Raw genomic sequence first — 15,751 nt, forward strand, 5'->3', positions numbered from 1 at the left:
CTCCTGCATCCCGGCAGGGGGGGCGCTCTTTTTCGGAATATGCCTGGTTCCCTTTCCTTGACAAAAATTGAACAATTTTACACAAACTCACATTTGTTCATTTTTCACATTGCAAGGATGCCAATGAACCGCGAAGCCATTATTTGCAAAGCGATCGCCTCAGCTATAGGCCTGTTTTTTCTGCTGCCGGCCCACGCCGCGGGCCCTGACGATCAGTTTATTATTCAGCAGCAGCGTCAGAAGGCGCTGGAACAGCAGCTGACGCCGCCGACGCCGGACGTGCGCCTTTCTGAGCCCTCTTCCAGCTTCGGGCGTATCCCTTTTCCGACGGAAACCCCCTGTTTTCCCATCCACCGCGTGGCGCTGAGCGGCCAGCAGGCGCTCCCCCGCTGGCTGCCGCTGCAGCGCATTGCCGACCAGGCGCAGGGGCGCTGTCTCGGAGGGAAAGGGATTAACCTGCTGATGAGCACCCTGCAAAACCAGCTGGTCGATCGCGGCTGGATCACCACCCGCGTGCTGGCGCCCTCCCAGGATTTGAAAAGCGGTACGCTGAAGCTGGCGATTGTGCCGGGCTACGTGCGTCACGTACGGCTGACGCCGCAGAGCGACGACTACATCCAGCTGTATAGCGCTTTTCCGGCCCATGAGGGCAATTTGCTCAACCTGCGCGATATCGAACAGGGGCTGGAAAATCTCCAGCGTCTGCCTACCGTCGAGGCCAGTATGGAAATTGTCCCCGGCGACAATCCCGGCGAGAGCGATATCGTTATTACGCGCAAACAGTCGAAGATGTGGCGTCTGGGGCTCTCGCTGGACGACTCGGGCACGGAAACCACCGGCCGCTATCAGGGCGGCGTGACGCTATCTCTGGACAACCCCTTCTCGCTAAGCGATTTACTCTATCTCTCCGCCAGCCACGATCTGAACGATAGCGGCGGCAAGAGCAGCCGCAACTACATTGCCCACTACTCGGTGCCTTACGGCTACTGGATGCTAGGGGTCACCGGCAGCGACTACGACTATCACCAGACGGTGGCAGGCCTCAACAGCGATTACCGCTACAGCGGCAAAAGTAAAAATCTCGACGTGCAGCTAAGCCGCGTACTGCACCGCAGCGGTACGCAGAAAACGACCTTCACCTACGACGTTCTGGCCCGCGAAACCCGCAACTACATCGACGATACCGAAGTCGGCGTACAGCGTCGCCAGACGGCAGCCTGGCGCGTGGGGCTACAGCATCGCCACTATATCGGTCAGGCCACTCTCGACCTCGGCGCCAGCTACCAGCGCGGCACCCGCTGGTTTGGCGCGCGGCCCGCGCCGGAAGAGTACGTCGGCGATGCCACCGCGCTGAGCAAAATCACCCAGCTCAACGCCCAGCTCGACCTGCCTTTTACCCTTGGGACACAAAATTTCCGCTACAACGTGCAGTATCTACGCCAGATCAGCAACACCCCGCTGACGCCGCAGGATCAGTTCGCCATCGGCAACCGCTGGACGGTGCGCGGATTCGACGGCGAGCGCACCCTCAGCGCCAGCCACGGCTGGTACGTCCGCAACGATCTGGCCTGGCGCACCCCGCTGGAGAGCCAGGAGCTCTATCTCGGCGCGGACTACGGTGAAGTCGGCGGCTACAGCTCTGATTACCTCATCGGCCAGCACCTGGCGGGCGGCGCGATCGGCGTTCGCGGCAGCGCCTTCAATACCGGCTATGACCTGTTCGCCGGAACGCCATTCTCGAAGCCGGATGGGTTCCACACCAGCGCCGTGACTCTTGGCTTCAACCTGAACTGGAGCTGGTGATGCGCGTTGGACAATACGAGATTAAGGCGCCGCTGATCTTCGGCGGCGCTGACAACGAAGCCGAAGTGCTGGGGGCCAGCGTCTGGCTATGGATGCATTCGCCGATGCACCGGGATGCCCCGCTGCACGCCCTGCCCACGCTGCTGATGCCGATCATCAAGCGCCGTCAGTATGTGCTGGTTATCCAAAACGAGCGGCCGGTGTTTTTTCTCAGCTGGGCGTGGCTCAGCCGGGAGTCGGAAGCCCGCTACCTCACCCGTCCGGCGATTGAGATGCGCGAGACTGACTGGGACAGCGGCGACCGGATGTGGTTTTGCGACTGGATCGCGCCGTTCGGCCATACCGCCGCCATGAACGCCCTGATGCGCCAGGACATCTTTGCCGACCACTGCGCACGGGCGCTCTATCACCGGGGCGAGCAGCGCGGCAAGCGGGTGGTGACGTTCCACGGCCGCCGCGTCAGCCGCGAACAGGCCAGGGCCTGGCGGCGGACTCACCCGCTCGCCGTCAACCTGCCGGAAGCGTTTAAAGGACTAAACCATGAATAAGAACCTCTACCGTATTGTGTTCAACAAAGCGCGCGGCATGCTGATGGTGGTGGCGGACATCGCCCGATCCGGACGCGCCGGCTCCGCACGTTCTTCCGCGCCGGGACGCCTCCCGCGCCAGCTGCACGGCAAGGTCAGCGCCATCAGCCTCAGCCTGTGGCTGGCGATGGGCGTTATTCATCCGGCGCAGGCCAATATCGTCGCCGACGCCGGAGCGCCGAAAAACCAGCAGCCAACGGTGTTGCCGAGCGCCAACGGTACGCCGCAGGTCAATATTCAGACCCCGTCGGCCGCCGGGGTATCGCGCAATACCTACAGCCAGTTCGACGTCAACCAGCAGGGGGCGATCCTCAATAACTCGCATAAAAACGTGCAGACCCAGCTGGGCGGCATGGTGGCGGGGAATCCCTGGCTGGCGAAAGGGAAAGCGAAGGTCATTCTGAACGAGGTCAACTCGCGCGACCCCAGCCGGCTAAACGGGATGATAGAAGTGGCCGGGAAAAAGGCCCAGGTGGTGATCGCCAACCCGTCCGGCATTACCTGTAACGGCTGCGGCTTTATCAACGCCAACCGCGCCACCCTGACAACCGGCCAGGCGCAGATTAATAACGGCAATCTCACCGGCTATCAGGTCGAACGCGGCGAAGTGACCATCGAAGGCGCCGGGATGGAGAGCTCGGGGGCCGATTACACCGATATTATCGCCCGCTCGGTGAAGGTTAACGCCGGGCTGTGGGCCAAAGATCTGCGGGTCACCACCGGGCGCAACCGGGTGGATGCCGCCCACCAGCGCATCGAAAAAACCGGCGACGATCCGGCCACCCGTCCGCAGCTGGCGGTGGATGTCGCCAGCCTCGGCGGCATGTACGCGGGTAAAATCCGCATGGTCGGCACGGAGAGCGGCGTCGGGGTGCGCAACGCCGGCGCCATTGGCGCCCAGGCCGGGAGCGTGAACCTGACCGCCGACGGCCGCATTGAAAACAGCGGCACGCTGCGCGCCAGCGAAAACGCCGCCGTCCGCACCGCCGGCGAGTTCAGCAACGGCGGCGCGCTGACCGCCGGCCATAATGTGGACATTCAGGCGGCCAGCCTCACCAGCAGCCGCAGCAGCGTGCTGGCCGCCGGAGTACAAAATGACGGTAAGCTGGCGGAGAGCGGCGACCTGCGGCTGCACGCCGACGGCCAGCTGAGCGTCCACGGCCAGACGCTGGCCGGCGGAAACCTGCACGCCAGCGGCCAGGGGGTGGACGTCAGCGGCAGCCGGACCCAGGGCCAACGGGTCGAGCTGGACAGCGGCGCGGGCCACCTGCTCACCCAAAATGCCGAGGTCAACGCCCGGGATCTGACCCTGCGCAGCGGCCAAACGCTCAACAACGACGGCGGCACGCTCAGCGCCGACGCGATAACCCTCTCCGCCCGGCATCTTTCGAACCGCAAAGGCAAGCTGGTGCAGACCGGCGGCGGCACCCTGGCGGTCAATCTGCCTGGCGATATCGATAACCGGGAGGGGGAGATTGCCGCCAACGGCGATATTCAGCTCGCGGCGCACTCCGTCGATAACCAGGGCGGGAAAGTGCTGGCGGCGCAGGGCGGCAGCCTGACGGCACACGCCGGGACGACGCTGGATAACCGCAAAGGCACCCTCGCCGCGGCGGGCGATACCCGGCTCGACGCCAGCATTCTCAATAATAACGAGGGGCTGATTTCCGCCGCCACCGGCAGCGGCGAGATCCGCAGCACGCAGGCGGTCAGCAACGGCAAAGGGCGCATCGAAGCGGCCAAAACGCAGACCATCAGCGCCGCCGGGCTGGATAACCAGCAGGGCGTTATCGTCGCCGACCGGGCCACGCTGGCGCTCGCCGACGGCACCTTCAACAACCAGTCCGGCTCGCTGTACTCGCACAGCGCGCTGAATATTCACAGCGGCGCGCTCAATAACCAGCGCGGCTACCTCGCCAGCGGCGGCACGCTCACCTTCAAAGGGGGCGATGTTGATAACCGTGCCGGTCAGTTCGCAGCGGAGCAGGCCCTGAACGCCAGCTTCAGCGCCTTCCAGAACCACGAGGGCAGCCTGAAGGCGCTGGGCGCGATGACGCTGAACGGCGGCACGCTGGACAACGCTCGCGGGATCGTCGGCGCAGGCGGCGCGCTCGACGTTGGCGTCACCAGCCTCGACAACCGCCAGGGCACCCTGTTCAGCAACGCGGATACCCTGCTCCACGCCGACCGGCTGGACAACCAGGGCGGCCAGCTGGCGGCGCAGCGGACGCTGAGCGTTAACGGCGGGCAGCTGGTCAACGATAGCGGCGGCCTGATCCAGAGCGGCGAGGGCCTGACTCTCGCCGCCGACGATATCAGCAACCGCAGCGGCAGCATCATCAGCAGCGCAGCCGCCACCCTGCGCAGCCGGCACCTGCACAACGGCGGGGGAGAGATCCAGAGCGTCGGCGATCTGCTGATCGATAGCGCCCGCGGCATCGTGGACAATATTTCCGGGCTGATGCGCAGCGGCGCGACGCTAACGCTCACGGCCGCCAGGCTTATCAACCAGAATACTCTCGGCGACAATCAGGGGCTGGAGGCGCAGAACATCGCCCTGGCAACCGAGACGATCGATAACCAGAGCGGGATGATCCTGGCCGATAAATCGCTGACGGTACGCAACGACGGCGAGCTCAACAACCGCAGCGGCGGGCTGGCGGCCTCCGGGACGGTGGATATTCGCGGCGACGGGCTGGCGCTGCTAAACCAGGGCGGCACGGTGAAAGCCGGCGAGATGCTGCGCATCGACGCGGACGGTCTCGACGGCGGCGGCCAGCTGCTGTCACTCGGCGATATGGCGCTGAGCAGCCGCCAGTCGCTGAATAACAGCGGGACGATGGTGGCCAACGGCAGCTTCACGCTCATCTCTGCGGGGGATATCACCAACGGCGGTAAGCTGCTGGCGGGCAGCAGGCTCGATCTCACCGGCCGCAGCCTGAACAACGAGGCCAGCGGCGAAATTAACGCCGGGCAAAACACGCTTAACGTCAGCGACACGCTGTTCAACGCCGGGCTGATCGACGGCGGCTATACGCGGATTAACGCCGGAACCCTCACCAACAGCGGCAGCGGGCGCATCTACGGCAACGCCATTGGCGTCAACGCCGTCACCTTCAACAACCTGGCGGAAAACGGCACGGCGGCGACCCTTGCCGGGCGCGAGCGCGTCGACCTCGGGGTGCAGACCCTGAACAACCGCGACCACGGGCTGATCTACAGCGGCGGCGATCTGCTGATTGGCGGCGCGCTGGGGGATAACGGCGCCGCGATCGGCCGGGCGGGAACGATCGATAACCACAGCGCGACGATCGAGTCCGCAGGAAATATGACGATCGCCGCCGGGCAGATCAACAACATCAACGATCGCTTCGCCATCGGGATCGTCACCGTTGCTCAGGAGCAGGTGACCGAATATCAGCACACCGGCTCCCCCAACCGCTGGAACGCCGCGGACGACGGCGTGTTTGTCGACAGGAACTCCGCCGATGGCCTGCGCAATCTGAATACCCCGGACGACACCGGCAGTAATAACGATAGCTTCAACCAGTTCGACTATACCCGCACGGTGGAAGAGACGCGGGTCCTCGAATCCGACCCGGCGAAGATCCTCGCCGGCGGCAATATAACGCTCACCGGCGACCGCCTGCTGAACGATAAGAGCCAGGTCATCGCCGGCGGTACCCTGGCGATCGCCGGCCTGCAGGAGGTGAAAAACGACGACGTAACGGGCGAGCGGCGAACCACCGACGTCGGTACCGCCACCCACTACTACCGCATTCGCCACAAAGGGGGCGACGAGCAGGGCCGCGACCGTACCGCATATACGCCGCCGACCGAAATTCAGAGCATTTCCCTGAAGCCGGGGCAGCTTATCAGCGGCGGCAGCGTCGAGGGCACGCCTCTCACCATCGCGCCGCTGACCCCGCAGGGCACGGCGGCGGCGATCGGCGTGGCGGGCGCCGTCGCCGGTCAGCACACCGTTTCGCCCGGCGAGCCGGTCACGCCGCCGGCGGGCCAGCAGTTTGAGGTCACGCCCGCGGAAGGGGCGATTCGCATCGTCGGCCCGAACACCACCCTGCCGGATAACAGCCTGTTTACGGTCAACCCCGCCAGCGACGTGCCGTATCTGGTGGAGACCGATCCGCGCTTCACCAACCAGAAGCAGTGGCTCGGCAGCGACTACATGCAGCAGGCGCTGGCCGGCAACGGCGACACGACGCTGAAACGGCTGGGAGACGGCTACTATGAGCAGCGGCTGATCCGCGAGCAGGTGATCGCCCTGACCGGCCAGCGCTACCTTGACGGCTACACCAGCGACGAAGAGCAGTTTAAAGCCTTGATGGATCAGGGTATTACCTTCGGCAAACAGTACGCGCTGAAGAGCGGCGTGGCGCTGACCCCCGAGCAGATGGCGCTGCTGACCGGCGATATCGTCTGGCTGGTGAACACCACGGTGAAAATGCCGGACGGCTCGCTGCAGAGCGTGCTGGTGCCGCAGGTCTACGCCAAAGTTAAACCGGGCGACATCGACGGCTCCGGCGCGCTGCTCGCCGGGAATAACGTCAGCATCAGGCTCAACGGCGACCTCTTCAGCAGCGGCACCCTTAACGGCCGCCGCGTCCTGCAGCTTGACGCCGACAATATCACCAACCGGGCGGGTACCCTGACCGGCGACGACGTGCGCCTGAGCGCCCGCAACGATATCAATAACATCGGCGGCATCATCCAGGGCGACAGCAGCCTGCAGGCGGTGGCCGGACGGGACATCAACGCCACCACCACCCTCGCCGACGCCCGGAGCGTCAGCGGCGATAACCGCTTCAGCCGCACCACCATCGACAGCGTCTCCGGCATTTATGTCCAGGGCGATGACGGCAGTCTGACGCTGCACTCCGGCCGCGATATCACCCTCAGCGGCGCGCAGGTGGTCGCCAGCGGCGAACGCGGCGAAGTCCGGCTGGTCGCCGGGCGCGATATCCAGCTCAACGACGTCACCACCGCCTGGCGCGATAGTCTGGTGTGGGATGCCGACAACGCCCTCAGCCAGAGCCAGAGCAGCAGCACCGGCAGCGAAGTGACCGGCAAAGGCAGCGTCACGCTGAGCGCCGGGCACGACCTCAGCGCCCGCGGCGCCCTCCTCTCCTCCGGCGCAGCGCTGAACCTCGGCGCAGGCAATAACCTCACCCTCGCGGCGGGCGAAAACAGCCAGGACCTGGACGAGCGCCACAAGGTCACCGGCAGCAGCGGCTGGCTGTCCAAAACCACCACCCGCACCCAGGACAGCGTGTCGCGGCAGACGGCCCAGGGCAGCGAGCTGAACGGCGACAGCGTCAGCATCACCGCCGGCAACGACCTCACAGTGCGCGGCAGCAGCGTGGCCGGCAGCGGCGACGTGGCCCTGCGGGCGGGCAACAATCTGCGGATCGACACCCAGGATGAGTACAACAGCGAGCAGCACCTGAAGCAGGAGAAAAAATCGGGGCTGATGAGCTCCGGCGGGATCGGCTTCAGCTACGGCACCCAGAGCGTTAAAACCACCGATACCGGGGCGGATGTTACCCGGGCAGGCAGCACCGTCGGCAGCGTGAACGGCGACCTGACCCTGCGCGCGGGCGACAACCTGACGGTCAACGGCTCCGATCTGATCGCCGGGCAGGACATGGCCCTGAGCGGCAAAAACGTCGCCATTACCGCCGCCGAAAACCAGAGCCGGCAGACCCATGTGGTCGAACAGAAAACCTCCGGCCTGACCCTGGCCCTCTCCGGCGCGGCGGGCAGCGCCCTCAACAGCGTGGTGCAGGCCACCCAGGACGCCAAATCCGCGGGCAGCAGCCGCCTGCAGGCCCTGCAGGGGGTGAAGGCGGCCCTCTCCGGCGTGCAGGCCGGTCAGGCCGCCCGTCTGGATGCGGCGCAGGGCAACGATCCGGCCAACAACAATACCGTTGGCGTCAGCCTCTCTTACGGCAGCCAGTCGTCGAAATCGACCCGGCGCAGCGAGCAGACCACCGCCCAGGGCAGCAGCCTGACGGCGGGTCGCGACCTCAGCATCACCGCCCGCGAAGGCGACCTGAATGCGGTCGGCAGCCAGCTGAAGGCGGGCAACGACGTGGCTCTCTCCGCCAGCCGCGACCTGAACCTGATCTCTGCTGAAAATACCTCGCTGCTTGAAGGCAAAAACGAAAGCAAAGGCGGCACGGTCGGCGTCGGGATTGGCGTGGGCTCCGGCGGCTGGGGGATCAGCGTCTCCGCCAGCGCCAACAAGGGCAAAGGTAGCGAAAGCGGCAACGGCACCACCCACAGCGAAACCACCGTCGATGCCGGCAACAGCCTCATCCTCAACAGCGGACGCGACACCACCCTCACCGGTGCTCAGGTCAGCGGGGATAAAGTCATAATGGACGTGGGCCGCAACCTGACCCTCACCTCCGAGCAGGACAGAGACCGCTACGACTCAAAACAGCAGAACGCCAGCGCCGGAGGCAGCTTCACCTTTGGCTCCATGAGCGGCTCCGCCAGCGTCAACCTCAGCAAGGACAAGATGCACAGCAACTACGATTCTGTGGTGGAGCAGACGGGCATCTTTGCCGGCAAAGGCGGCTATGACATCACCGTCGGCGAGCATACGCAGCTGGATGGCGCGGTGATTGGCTCGACGGCGACGGCGGACAAAAACCGCCTCGACACCGGCACGCTGGGCTGGGGCGATATCGACAACCGGGCCGATTTTAAAACCGAGCACCAGAGCGTCGGCTTCAGCAGCGGCGGCAGCATCGGCAGCCAGTTCGCGGGTAACATGGCCAACGGCCTGCTGACCGGCGGGAACAACGAGGGCCATGACAGCAGCACCACCCGCGCGGCGGTCAGCGATGGTGACATCATCGTGCGGGATAAGGATAAGCAACAGCAGGACGTGGCGAACCTCAGCCGCGACGTGGAGCATGCCAACCAGACCCTGTCGCCGATATTTGATAAGGAGAAGGAGCAGCAGCGCCTGCAGCAGACCCAACTGATTGGCGAGATTGGCAACCAGGTGGCGGATATTGCGCGCACCGAAGGACAGATTAGCGCCATCAATGCAGGCAAGGCCGAGCTGGCGGCCCACGATGTGCACGAGCCGGAGAAAGGCGCCAGCAAGGAGGCCTGGGAGCAATATAACGCTCAGGTGGCCGCCACCGAAGGCTATAAGGCCGCGCAGCAGCAATGGGGGACCGGGAGCAGCGTCCAGCAGGCGATTCAGGCGGCAACCGCCGCCGTGCAGGGCCTGGCGGGCAGCGACCTGAAGGCGGCGCTGGCCGGCGGCGCGGCGCCGTATGTGGCGGAGGTTATCGGCCACTACAGTAATCTGGATGATGCGGGCAAGGTCGCCGCGCATGCGGTGGTCAACGCCGCCCTTGCCGCCGCGCAGAACCAGAACGCCCTCGCCGGCGCCGCTGGCGCTGCAACCGGCGAACTGATCGGCATCATCGCCACGCAGATGTACGGCAAAACGGTCAGCGAACTGGACGAAACGCAGAAGCAGACCGTCTCGACCCTGGCAATGCTGGCGGCGGGACTGGCGGGTGGGCTGGCAGGAGACAGCAGCGCCTCTGCGGTTTCCGGCGCGCAGGCCGGGAAAACGACGGTTGAAAATAATTATTTAAGCAGCACTCAGGCATTGGCCTTTGATAAGGAGCTTGCAGATTGCCGGAAATCAGGAGGTGATTGCCAGGCCGTTATTGATAAGTGGAAGCAAGTTAGCGATAAGCAAAGTGCTGAAACCGATCAGAAGCTGAAGGATAACCCGCTGGAAGCCGTAGTTGTTGATAAAGAAGTGGCTCAGGGCGGTATTGATATGGCCGATCGCCCTGACTGGTTGAATGGCATTGGTGCCGATGTAATGAGCAGTGATGAGGCCAAAGCCTACGTTCAGCAGTGGAACGGCCGGGATCTGACGAAAATAGATCAAAATAGTCCTGAATGGATGAAGTATGCCGCGTTCGTATCTGATCCAGAAAATCAGGCTGCATTAGTATCACTGGGAATGTTAGGTAAAGATCTTGTACTGATAGCAAAAAATAGTTTTACAACTAAGTCATTATTTAATGAAATGACAGCTCAGGGTATTAAGTTTACACCTGAAAATGTTGTGAGTGCTGCAAAAGACAGTAGCGGCAAGATTATTTTTCTTGAAAAAGGTAGCTCCAAAGCAGGGCTGCAACATATTGTGGAAAGCCATGGTAGCCAATTTGCGCAAATAGGTGTATCAGAGGCGCGCATTCCTGATATAGTAATGAAAGCCGTCACTGATGGTAAAATAGTTGGTTATCAAGGCAATGGCACTGGCCGTCCAATTTATGAGACCATGATAAACGGTAAGAAATATAATATTGCTGTCACCGTAGGAAATAACGGGTATATCGTGGGAGCCAATTTACGAGGTTCAGTAAAATGAAAAAAATAAAATTAATGGCTGATTATCAGTGTCATCCATTGTGGGGAGTAGCTCCTGAAGAACTTGGTGATATATCACCTGAAAAATTGCCAATATCTTCAGGATTAAAAAGTAGTCTTGAAGAGTGGGCTAAGCGATATGATGCCATTCTCAATATCGATGATCCTGCATCATCGGGTTTTAAAAATAAGGAAGAAGAAAAGTTGTTTATTGACGATGGCTATAAATTAGCCCAACGTCTTCGTGAAGAACTAGGGAATGAATACGAAATAATTTATCAGTCTTGAATGATAAAATCCCGGCCACTGAGCCGGGATTTTATCTTTAACGAGTACTTACTGTGGAGCAGACACAGGCTGGACTGGATAAACTGGCTAAAGGTGACCTGCCTGAAGGTGATAACATCACAGAAGTGATTGTGGATGGCTATAAGTGTTGGTATAGCAACAACAGGCGCTTGGCTAGGTGGAAATTTTGGTAAATATGCACCTGGAGTCATCAATTCAATAACAGGAAAGGAAGTACCTGGTTTCACTTTTGATACCGTAGGTTCACTTGGAACAGAGTTTTTAGGTGGGTATACAAAAGAGTTACTAAATAAACCTGTGCAGAAAGATACATCTAAACAAGATAACGAAGGAAAAAATGATTTCATATATCAAACTATTAATTTACTCTTGCATTTTCTGCATATTGGTCTGTTTTATTTTAGGCGTTGGAGCTTCATTCATCGAACATATTAAAAACGGTTACTTTTTGATCCCCGAAGGACAGATAAAAAGAGCAATTGTTTTTGGATGCATTGCAGGGGTGGCTATTACGTTAGCAACTATAGTTTTTAATTTAATAGATAAATACAACTCGCGAAAATTACCTCCTTCAGATCCTGATTGATCTTCACAAAAAACCCGGCCGCCTGAGCCGCCGGGATTTTACTTTAAGGATCAGTCACGGCTTCGATTCAGGCAATCATAGCGGGGCTTCTCCCGCCGGATGACCGGCAGGTCACCGGTATTATTAAGCGCACCGGGGAACATCTTGATCCATAAGTCCATTTTCTTCTTGCTGAAATGAGCCGCGCTTAACCCTTCGGCACAACCGAACAACTCCCGGCTGTTCTGGGCGGTGATCACAATGCAATCTGGCATCACTCTGATTTTTATCGGCATACCCGGTGTAAATCCGGCCTGCGAAAGCCAGTCACCCTGGAGAGGGATATAGTCATGCCGCATACGGTCATAAAACTCCGTGCGGTTAAGCGGTTGTGATGACTCCGTTGTGGATCTATTCTGCAAGTGCTTAACGGATTTTTTACGTAACAGCTCGCAATTTTCGCCACTAGTTTCTGATTCATCAGATTCTATTTTGGCAATAGCACTTTCTGGCTTAAAATTCTGCTCAGCCATATTCAACTCCTGTTCAGTTGTCTGTGGTTAGCGGTAAAAAGGTGGTGGTACACCTTCTTACCGCGCTCTTTAAAAACCTTCCTGTTTATTCCATCCCTCAGTTATGACAAGAGAAGTTTTATCTGGCTTCATTATATCGCACTGAATAAAAACACAGTATATATTGCATAGACATTGTTGATTATTGCGAAGTGGATTCAGGGAATAATATAATTTCATGTAACGTTGCATTATTAATAAGGACACACCGTTTTTCTGCCATCAGTAGCGGCATTGATGGTATGCATCCCCTGCCCTCCATCAAGAATGGCGGACTGCCGAACACCTCCGCCCATACCCTGGACACAGTGGCGAGTCAGATGTACAGGCAACGAGGTGAACGGCAACACTAAAGGGCAGCGCTGAGCGAGAAGCGGACATTCGGAATACATAGTTTATCTCCTGAGAGTCCAGGAAATCGTCCGCCCTCTTCAGAGTGACATTATAAATATGGATAGAGAATAAAGTCAGGCGTTAAGCCCACCGTAACTCACCGGAAAAAGTCATCCACCGAATCGCTCCACTCATGGCCGGACACAGACCATACCTTGTTTATCGGGGGAGGAAATCCGCTTCTGCAGTACCCATTTTTCCCCACGAAATCGAACGCTCCATGCGGATATCCGTTGATAAGGAGCACGCACTTCTGACTGTCTTCTGACCAGCCGATTTTAACGTCAGAAGGAATGTGGCCGTCTGAAATATCCTCGACATTGTAGATATGTACTGCATCCTGAATCGGGTTTCCATCAACGGACTCATCGAGCGCGTAGAAATACCCGGTCTGGCCGTCGTCTTCAAATACGGCGGCCAGCATCCCCTCAGGAGCCAGGCTTTTTATCACCTGCGCTTCTCCAGTAATGAGCTGAGCCTGTATCGTCACTAAAATCGTCATACCGATGACTCTCCTTTCCCTGGTTGTTTGGTTAGGCTGCTTTCTAACTGACAAGCAATCTACCATAACATCCCGATCGCGAATCACACTTCCTCCCATACCATGTTATGGTTAAAAACTTTCATAACATGAGGATAGATGCATGGTAGTCAGAACATGGCACGGATGCGTACCGTTCAGGCATGCAGAAGGCTTTGCAAATCATCTGCAAAAGACAGGTGTTGAACATTCTGAAGGGACACCAGGAAATCTGGGAGCATATGTACGCAGAGAGACGCAGGGTGAATGGGAGCATTTCTTCCTGGCAACTTACTGGAAAGATCTTGATGCCGTGAAAGCATTCGCAGGCGAACAGTACCAGATTGCAGTCACCTATCCGGATGACGAGCAATTTGAGTTGCTATCTGATCCTTACGTTTTCCAACACAATGTCCAGACGGTATCACCTCTATAGTCATTCACTGGCCGCTGCCATGAGGCGGCCTTTTTCTCTTCTGAGTCTGCCCAGTTCTCATATTTAATTTAATAAAGAGTTCTTTGCAGTACCACCGCCAGCACCCTCAGACTGATAACAACCGTAATAATTGAATGCTTTTCAGCGCAGTGAAAAATAATATTGTTTTGAGCATTATCGGACTGGACCAGTAAGGTTTGAAATGAAAGGATCGTGTTTGTGCGGGGGTATTCCTCCGAAAGATGTGCTGACAGTTTTTCTGAGGGATTATAATCACTGACAGGAATGTTCTTCTGCTAATCGCTTAACTAGCGACTTAAATGGCCGATTTGAGCGAGTAGAGGAAATTCGAAATTGTTCTCACCGCCAGTTAATCTTGACCAGGTCTGGACCATACTCGAGCCAGGGTCATAAAAGGCTCACCGACGAAAACGGTGAGCCTGCTTGCTTATTAACGTATCACGCTAACATTTTCCAGTTTCACTGAACTTTCAGGTTTATCACCTACTTGCACAGAGACCGGGACAAATACGTTGAATTCTTGCAGCCAGGCGAGTTTATTACTGCTTCCCTGCTGCCCTTCATTCGTTTCATAACACTCAACTAATAGATACTTCCCACTAAACTCAGGTGCAATGCTATTCGCGTCCCCAGGACTAACACCACTCAGATATGCAGCTTCCGACTTTCGTTCTGTGCGCTAATTTTGCTGCGACGGATGATCGGCTGCAGGCTCGGCACCGCCTTCGGGGAATAGCCGCTGACGCAGCGTCAGCGTCTCAGTCGGGTTCCCTAACAGGCCGCGCTGTTTCAGCTCCGGGATCACCCAACGGGCAAAATCCTCAAAACAGCCTGGAGAAAGCCACTGCGCAAGATTAATGCCATCGGTATCGCTCTCTTGCAGCCACTGCGCCAACTGCCCGGCAACGCTGGCACCACTGCCGACAAAGGTCTTCTGCCGCCCTAGCCCCTGCTCAGGATGAAATACTTCGCGCAGCGTGCGGCTCGGTTGTCCATCCTCGCCGGCGACCATTTTCAGCAGCGAGCGGTTAGAGTTGGTCTGCTGCCATGCCAGCGGCGCATCCAGCGAATGGCCGGAAAGATCGACGCCGGTGCTGGCGCCATAATGGATCAACGCGCCCTGTAAATCATAGCGCGCGCTTCGTTCTGAATAGCGCTGCTGCGCTTCACTCTCGGTCTCTGCGGTAATGACCGTTACCGCGCTGATAAACTTAATTGCCCCCGGCGAGCGACCAAACTCCGCCGCCCGCGACTTAATGGCCGTGACCTGTCGACGGACGCCGCTGGCGTCCAGCCCGGCGACAAACACCACCTCCGCATGACGAGCAGCAAAATCAATGCCGCGTGGCGAGCCCCCGGCCTGAAAAATGACCGGCGTCCGCTGCGGGCTGGGTTCAGAGAGGTGCGCGTCCGGTACGGTAAACCAGCGCCCCTGATGGCGGATCGGGTGGACTTTGGCGGGGTCGGTATAAAGCCCCTCCCTCTTATCACGCTTCAGCGCCGCCCGCTCCCAGGAGTGCTGCCACAATTTGTAGCTAACTGTCAGAAACTCGTCGGCACGCTCGTAGCGTTCGTCATGATCGATCTGCTTTTCCAGTCCGAGATTGCGCGCCGCGCTCTCCAACTGTGAGGTTACGACGTTCCAGGCAATACGCCCATTGGTCAGGTGATCGAGAGTGGTAAATTTTCGCGCCAGCAGGTAAGGCTGCTCATAGGTAGTGGAGACGGTGATACCGAACCCCAGCCGCTTTGTCTGTGCCGCCATGGCGGAGACCAGCAGCAGCGGATCGATAAGCGGAGACTGGATGCCTTGCTTAAGCGAGGCCGCAGGGCTGCCCTGCCAGCTGTCAATCAGCCCCAGCGCATCGGCAATAAACAGGCAGTCAAAATCGTTCTCTTCCAGCAGCTTCGCCAGACCTACCCAGTACTCAATATCGGTATAACGATGGCTTTGGTCCTGCGGGTCGCGCCACATACCGTAGTTAATATGTGAAACCGCCGCCATCGTAAACCCGCTGAGAATAATGTTATTGCGCATGTCATTTACCGAAATAAAAAGAACTGACAATAAATAAAACCATTTTTATCGACAATTATTAAATCCGGCAAACC

Annotated in this window: 9 protein-coding genes; 6 read left to right on the forward strand and 3 right to left on the reverse strand. The window is 58.7% G+C overall.

Translation table 11 applies throughout. The annotated features are described in order from the left end of the window. Positions 1 to 123: 123 nt before the first annotated feature. The 5 genes from GO007_RS09825 to GO007_RS28910 all read left to right on the forward strand — a co-directional run bounded on the left by GO007_RS09825 (position 124) and on the right by GO007_RS28910 (position 11,567). The gene (locus tag GO007_RS09825; RefSeq protein ID WP_095099043.1) at positions 124 to 1,803 is read left to right on the forward strand and encodes a ShlB/FhaC/HecB family hemolysin secretion/activation protein; all 1,680 of its coding nucleotides are present in this window, start codon (positions 124 to 126) and stop codon (positions 1,801 to 1,803) included. Further along, a complete protein-coding gene (locus GO007_RS09830) occupies positions 1,803 to 2,351 on the forward strand; it encodes a toxin-activating lysine-acyltransferase (RefSeq protein WP_095099046.1) in 549 nt (182 codons plus the stop codon). The genes GO007_RS09825 and GO007_RS09830 overlap by 1 nt, the downstream gene beginning before the upstream one ends. Continuing rightward, positions 2,344 to 10,824: a hemagglutinin repeat-containing protein gene (locus GO007_RS09835; protein ID WP_095099049.1), complete on the forward strand. Its 8,481-nt coding sequence runs from the start codon at positions 2,344 to 2,346 to the stop codon at positions 10,822 to 10,824. The genes GO007_RS09830 and GO007_RS09835 overlap by 8 nt, the downstream gene beginning before the upstream one ends. Then, positions 10,821 to 11,111: a hypothetical protein gene (locus GO007_RS09840; protein ID WP_095099052.1), complete on the forward strand. Its 291-nt coding sequence runs from the start codon at positions 10,821 to 10,823 to the stop codon at positions 11,109 to 11,111. The genes GO007_RS09835 and GO007_RS09840 overlap by 4 nt, the downstream gene beginning before the upstream one ends. Before the next feature lie 135 nt (positions 11,112 to 11,246). Next, the gene (locus tag GO007_RS28910; protein WP_189339849.1) at positions 11,247 to 11,567 is read left to right on the forward strand and encodes a hypothetical protein; all 321 of its coding nucleotides are present in this window, start codon (positions 11,247 to 11,249) and stop codon (positions 11,565 to 11,567) included. 201 nt (positions 11,568 to 11,768) lie between these two features. On the opposite strand, the gene GO007_RS09850 is transcribed toward GO007_RS28910, so the two are convergent. Together GO007_RS09850 and GO007_RS09855 are read right to left on the reverse strand one after the other, a co-directional pair. After that, on the reverse strand, positions 11,769 to 12,230 hold the full coding sequence (locus GO007_RS09850) for a SymE family type I addiction module toxin (protein WP_095099058.1): 462 nt from the start codon (positions 12,228 to 12,230) through the stop codon (positions 11,769 to 11,771). Between the two features lie 529 nt (positions 12,231 to 12,759). Then, positions 12,760 to 13,164, reverse strand: coding sequence for a DUF2251 domain-containing protein (locus GO007_RS09855; RefSeq protein ID WP_095099061.1), 405 nt, complete (start codon positions 13,162 to 13,164; stop codon positions 12,760 to 12,762). A gap of 142 nt (positions 13,165 to 13,306) precedes the next feature. Here GO007_RS09855 and GO007_RS09860 point away from each other — a divergent pair, with 142 nt between their 5' ends. Next, positions 13,307 to 13,618 (forward strand): hypothetical protein, encoded by a 312-nt coding sequence (locus GO007_RS09860; RefSeq protein WP_095099064.1) that lies wholly within the window; start codon positions 13,307 to 13,309, stop codon positions 13,616 to 13,618. Between the two features lie 700 nt (positions 13,619 to 14,318). Here GO007_RS09860 and GO007_RS09865 read toward each other — a convergent pair. Then, positions 14,319 to 15,677, reverse strand: coding sequence for an LLM class flavin-dependent oxidoreductase (locus tag GO007_RS09865; RefSeq protein WP_095100086.1), 1,359 nt, complete (start codon positions 15,675 to 15,677; stop codon positions 14,319 to 14,321). Between the last annotated feature and the right edge of the window lie 74 nt (positions 15,678 to 15,751).

This window comes from Klebsiella sp. 10-1 (assembly GCF_009758445.1).
Taxonomy (GTDB): domain Bacteria; phylum Pseudomonadota; class Gammaproteobacteria; order Enterobacterales; family Enterobacteriaceae; genus Klebsiella; species Klebsiella scottii.